General features: G+C 69.6%; 4 protein-coding genes. 1 reads left to right on the top strand and 3 read right to left on the bottom strand.

All coding sequences use genetic code 11. The features are described 5' to 3' along the window. Positions 1-169 precede the first annotated feature (169 nt). The 3 genes from ACJA3G_RS30390 to pdhA are packed head-to-tail and all read right to left on the bottom strand — an operon-like array spanning position 170 to position 3,716. A complete protein-coding gene (locus tag ACJA3G_RS30390; RefSeq protein ID WP_406556253.1) occupies positions 170-1,567 on the bottom strand; it encodes a dihydrolipoamide acetyltransferase family protein in 1,398 nt (465 codons plus the stop codon). Between the two features lie 14 nt (positions 1,568-1,581). Then, complete coding sequence (locus ACJA3G_RS30385; RefSeq protein WP_406556252.1) at positions 1,582-2,562, bottom strand: alpha-ketoacid dehydrogenase subunit beta; 981 nt, start codon at positions 2,560-2,562, stop codon at positions 1,582-1,584. 2 nt (positions 2,563-2,564) lie between these two features. After that, positions 2,565-3,716, bottom strand: a complete 1,152-nt coding sequence (gene pdhA, locus ACJA3G_RS30380) for a pyruvate dehydrogenase (acetyl-transferring) E1 component subunit alpha (protein WP_406556251.1) — start codon at positions 3,714-3,716, stop codon at positions 2,565-2,567. Positions 3,717-4,060: 344 nt separating this feature from the next. Here pdhA and ACJA3G_RS30375 point away from each other — a divergent pair, with 344 nt between their 5' ends. Continuing rightward, a complete protein-coding gene (locus ACJA3G_RS30375) occupies positions 4,061-4,720 on the top strand; it encodes a response regulator (protein WP_406556250.1) in 660 nt (219 codons plus the stop codon). Positions 4,721-4,763: the final 43 nt, after the last annotated feature.

Raw genomic sequence — 4,763 nt, 5'->3', positions numbered from 1 at the left:
GGCGGGGGCGGACGGCATGCGCACAGGATAGATACAACAGGTGTACGTGAGAAAGGGGCGTCCGCATGACGGAACGCGTCCCCTCGGCCTGCCGCCCGCCGGGCGACACGACCGTGCCCCCGGGCGCCGAAGCGTCCGGGGGCACGGGTGCGCGCTCAGGGCGGTGCGGTTACGCCCAGGTGATCAGCCGCTTGGGCTGCTCCAGGATCGCCGCCACATCGGCCAGCACCTTGGAGCCCAGCTCACCGTCGACCAGGCGGTGGTCGAACGACAGGGCCAGGGTGGTGACCTGGCGGGGCTTCACCTTGCCCTTGTGGACCCAGGGCTGGAGCTTGATCGCACCGATCGCGAGGATCGCCGACTCGCCGGGGTTGAGGATCGGCGTGCCGGTGTCGACGCCGAAGACGCCGACGTTGGTGATGGTGACCGTGCCGCCCTGCATCGCCGCCGGGGAGGTCTTGCCCTCGCGGGCCGTGGCGACCAGGTCGCCCAGCGCCGCCGCCAGTTGCGGGAGCGTCTTGTCGTGCGCGTCCTTGATGTTCGGGACGATCAGTCCGCGCGGGGTGGCGGCGGCGATGCCCAGGTTCACATAGTGCTTGAGGACGATCTCCTGCGCCGCCTCGTCCCACGACGCGTTGACGTCGGGGTTGCGCTTGATGGCGACGAGCAGCGCCTTGGCGATGATCAGGAGCGGGTTGACCCGCAGGCCCGCCATCTCCTTGTCGCCCTTGAGCTCCTCGACCAGCTTCATCGTGCGCGTCACGTCCACCGTCACGAACTCGGTGACGTGCGGCGCGGTGAACGCCGAGCCGATCATCGCCTGCGCGGTCGCCTTGCGTACGCCCTTGATGGGGATACGGGTCTCGCGTGCGTCGGAGGAGGCGGAGGCAACAACGGCCGCGGCGAGCGCGGGAGTTGTTTCACGTGAAACACCGGTCGGCGCGGCCTGCTCGGCGGCCGGGGCAGCCGCCGCGTGGACGTCCTCGCGGGTGATGACGCCGTCCGGGCCGGTCGGGACCACGTTCGCCAGGTCGATGCCCAGGTCCTTGGCCAGCTTGCGGACCGGGGGCTTGGCCAGCGGCCGGGCGACGGGCGCGGAGCCGTTGCCGTTGAGCTCGGCCTGCACCGCGGCCGTGGCCTGCCCGGGCACCGGGGCGCCCTTGCGCGGACGGCGCTTGGTCGAGGACTCGGCGACGCCGTAGCCGACCAGAACGGGCTGGCGGCCCTTGGGCTTCTCGGGCTCGGCGGGCGCCTCGGCGACCGGGGTCTGGGCCGGAGTGGCCGCCTCGGGGGCCGGCTCGCCGGAGCCCGGGGCCACGTCCACCGAGATGATCACCTCGCCGACGTCCACCGTGGTGCCCTCGGGGAAGCGCAGTTCGTGCACCACCCCGTCGAACGGGATCGGCAGCTCGACGGCCGCCTTCGCCGTCTCCACCTCGCAGACGACCTGGCCGTCGGTGACGGTGTCACCGGGCTGGACGTACCACTTGAGGATCTCCGCCTCGGTGAGTCCCTCGCCGACGTCCGGCATCTTGAACTCGCGGAAGCGGGCGGAAGTTTCAGTCATGGTCACGGGACTCCTCAGTACGCCAGCGAGCGGTCGACGGCGTCGAGCACCCGGTCCAGACCCGGCAGGTACTCCTCCTCCAGGCGCGCCGGCGGGTACGGGGCGTGGTAGCCGCCGACCCGGAGCACCGGTGCCTCCAGGTGGTAGAAGCTGCGCTCGGTGATCCGCGCGGCGATCTCCGCGCCGGCGCCGTAGAACACCGGCGCCTCGTGGACCACGACCAGGCGGCCGGTCTTCTCCGCCGACGCCTGCACCGCGTCGAAGTCGATCGGGGACATCGAGCGCAGGTCCAGGACCTCGATCGACTTGCCCTCCTCGGCGGCTGCCGCGGCGGCCTCCACGCAGACCTTCACCATCGGACCGTACGCCACGAGGGTGAGATCCGAACCCTCCACGACCGTGGTGGCCTTGTGGAGCGGGCCGGGGATGGCCTCGGTGTCGACCTCGCTCTTGTCCCAGTAGCGGCGCTTGGGCTCGAAGTAGATGACGGGGTCGTCGGACTGGATGGCCTGCTGCATCATCCAGTACGCGTCGGAGGCGTTGGAGGGCGAGACGACCTTGAGGCCCGGCACATGCGCGAAGAGCGCCTCGGGGGACTCGCTGTGGTGCTCGACCGCGCCGATGCCGCCGCCGTAGGGGATACGGACGACGACCGGCAGCTTGATCTTGCCGAGCGCGCGGGCGTGCATCTTCGCGAGCTGGGTGACGATCTGGTCGTACGCCGGGAAGACGAACCCGTCGAACTGGATCTCCACGACCGGGCGGTAGCCGCGCAGGGCCAGACCGATCGCGGTGCCGACGATGCCGGACTCGGCGAGCGGGGTGTCGATGACCCGGCCCTCGCCGAAGTCCTTCTGCAGCCCGTCGGTGACCCGGAAGACACCGCCGAGCTTGCCGACGTCCTCGCCCATGATGAGGACCTTGGGGTCGGTCTCCATCGCCTTGCGCAGCGACTCGTTGATCGCCTTCGCGATGGGAAGCTTCTGTACGGTCATGGCTACTTGCCCTCCCCGTCGGCGAAGGACGCCTGGTAGGCCGCGAACTGGGCCCGCTCCTCGTCGACGAGCGCGTGCCCGTCGGCGTAGATGTTCTCGAAGATGGCCATCCGGTCCGGGTCGGGCATGGCGCGGACCGCCTCGCGGACCCGCTTGCCGAGCGTCTCGGACTCCTCCTCCAGGGAGGCGAAGAACGCCTCGTCGGCGTGGCCCTCGTTCTCCAGGTAGGTCTTCAGACGCAGGATCGGGTCCTTGGCCTCCCAGGCCTCGCGCTCCTCGTCGGCCCGGTACTTGGTCGGGTCGTCGGAGGTGGTGTGCGCGCCCATCCGGTACGTGAACGCCTCGACCAGGGTCGGGCCCTCGCCGCGCCGGGCCCGCTCCAGGGCGGACCGGGTCACCGCCAGACAGGCGAGCACGTCGTTGCCGTCGACGCGGACGCCGGGGAAGCCGTAGCCCTGGGCGCGCTGGTAGAGCGGCACCCGGGTCTGCTTCTCGGTCGGCTCCGAGATCGCCCACTGGTTGTTCTGGCAGAAGAACACGACCGGGGCGTTGTAGACGGCGGAGAAGGTGAACGACTCCGCTACATCGCCCTGGCTGGAGGCCCCGTCGCCGAAGTACGCGATCACGGCCGAGTCCGCGCCGTCCTTGGCCACGCCCATGGCGTAACCGGTCGCGTGGAGCGTCTGCGAGCCGATGACGATCGTGTACAGATGGAAATTGTTGGTGTTGGGGTCCCAGCCGCCGTGGTTGACGCCACGGAACATGCCGAGCAGGTTGGTGGGGTCGACCCCCCGGCACCAGGCGACACCGTGCTCCCGGTAGGTGGGGAAGACGTAGTCGTCGTCGCGCAGCGCGCGGCCGGAGCCGATCTGGGCTGCCTCCTGGCCGAGCAGCGAGGCCCACAGGCCCAGCTCGCCCTGGCGCTGCAGTGCGGTGGCCTCGGCGTCGAAGCGCCGGGTCAGCACCATGTCGCGGTAGAGCCCGCGCAGCTCTTCGGGGGTCAGGTCAACGTCGTAGTCAGGGTGCTCGACCCGCTGGCCCTCGGGCGTCAGCAGCTGTACGAGCTGAGGGTCGGCCACAGCCTTCCCGGCGCTGCTACCGGTGCGCTTGCTGCTGCGTCGCGGTTTGCGCGCGGCAGTGCTCTCCACGGTCACGTGCGTGCTCCTCCGTCTGTCCGGCCCCCGGGTTCGCCGGTGTGGCCAGTTGCGGCTCCTCGCCTGCTTCCGGTCGCGGTGCACGGGGGTGGGTGCGCCTCACCGGGAATCAGGCGTGACAGGTGCCCCGGCGAGCGCCCTGTCATAGGCACGTTACCCAGTGCTGCGCATTCCTGCGAAACCCCATTTGACCTGCGATTTTGCTTGGATTTCCAAGTAAATCGAGAAAGTGGGGAACAACCACTGGTCACAGCACTGATGACAGCCTTGCAGGCCGCCGGAACAACGGCACGTTATCCCGGTCACCTACGGCACGGGAAGAGCGAATGTGTGAAACTGATTCCGTGCGCGAACCAGGCAAAATCACCGTATTCCTGCTCGACGACCACGAAGTGGTCCGCCGGGGCGTCCACGAAATGCTCTCCGTCGAGGACGATATCGAGGTGGTCGGAGAGGCCGGTACGGCGGCGGATGCCCTGGTCAGGATCCCGGCGACCCGTCCGGACGTGGCCGTCCTGGACGTCCGGCTGCCGGACGGCAGCGGTGTGGAGGTCTGCCGCGAGATCCGCTCGCAGGACGAGGACATCAAATGCCTGATGCTGACCTCGTTCGCGGATGACGAAGCCCTGTTCGACGCGATCATGGCGGGTGCGTCCGGATATGTCCTGAAGGCGATCCGCGGCAGTGAGCTGCTCTCGGCGGTACGGGACGTGGCGGCGGGCAAGTCCCTGCTCGACCCGGTCGCGACCGCCCGGGTCCTGGAGCGGCTGCGCGACGGCGGCGCGAACCGGGGCGACGCCCGGCTGGCGAGCCTCACGGAGCAGGAGCGCAAGATCCTCGACCTGATCGGTGAGGGGCTCACGAACCGGGTGATCGGCGAGCGTCTGCATCTGGCGGAGAAGACGATCAAGAACTATGTCTCCTCGCTCCTGTCCAAACTGGGGATGGAACGCCGCTCCCAGGCAGCGGCGTACGTAGCCCGCCTCCAGGCAGAACGCCACTAGCAGCGCCGAGCCACCCGGGGCGCCCCGAGCTGCCTCCCCGGGC

The organism is Streptomyces sp. YS-3, assembly GCF_045257485.1.
Classification (GTDB): Bacteria; Actinomycetota; Actinomycetes; order Streptomycetales; family Streptomycetaceae; genus Streptomyces.
The sequence above is the reverse complement of the archived record's forward strand: the minus strand, read 5'-3'. Positions and strand labels throughout refer to the sequence as shown.

Coding starts and splice junctions, on each gene's coding strand:
- ACJA3G_RS30390 (WP_406556253.1), bottom strand. CDS start 1,567: ATGACTGAAACTTCCGCCCGCTTCCGCGAGTTCAAGATGCCGGACGTC.
- ACJA3G_RS30385 (WP_406556252.1), bottom strand. CDS start 2,562: ATGACCGTACAGAAGCTTCCCATCGCGAAGGCGATCAACGAGTCGCTG.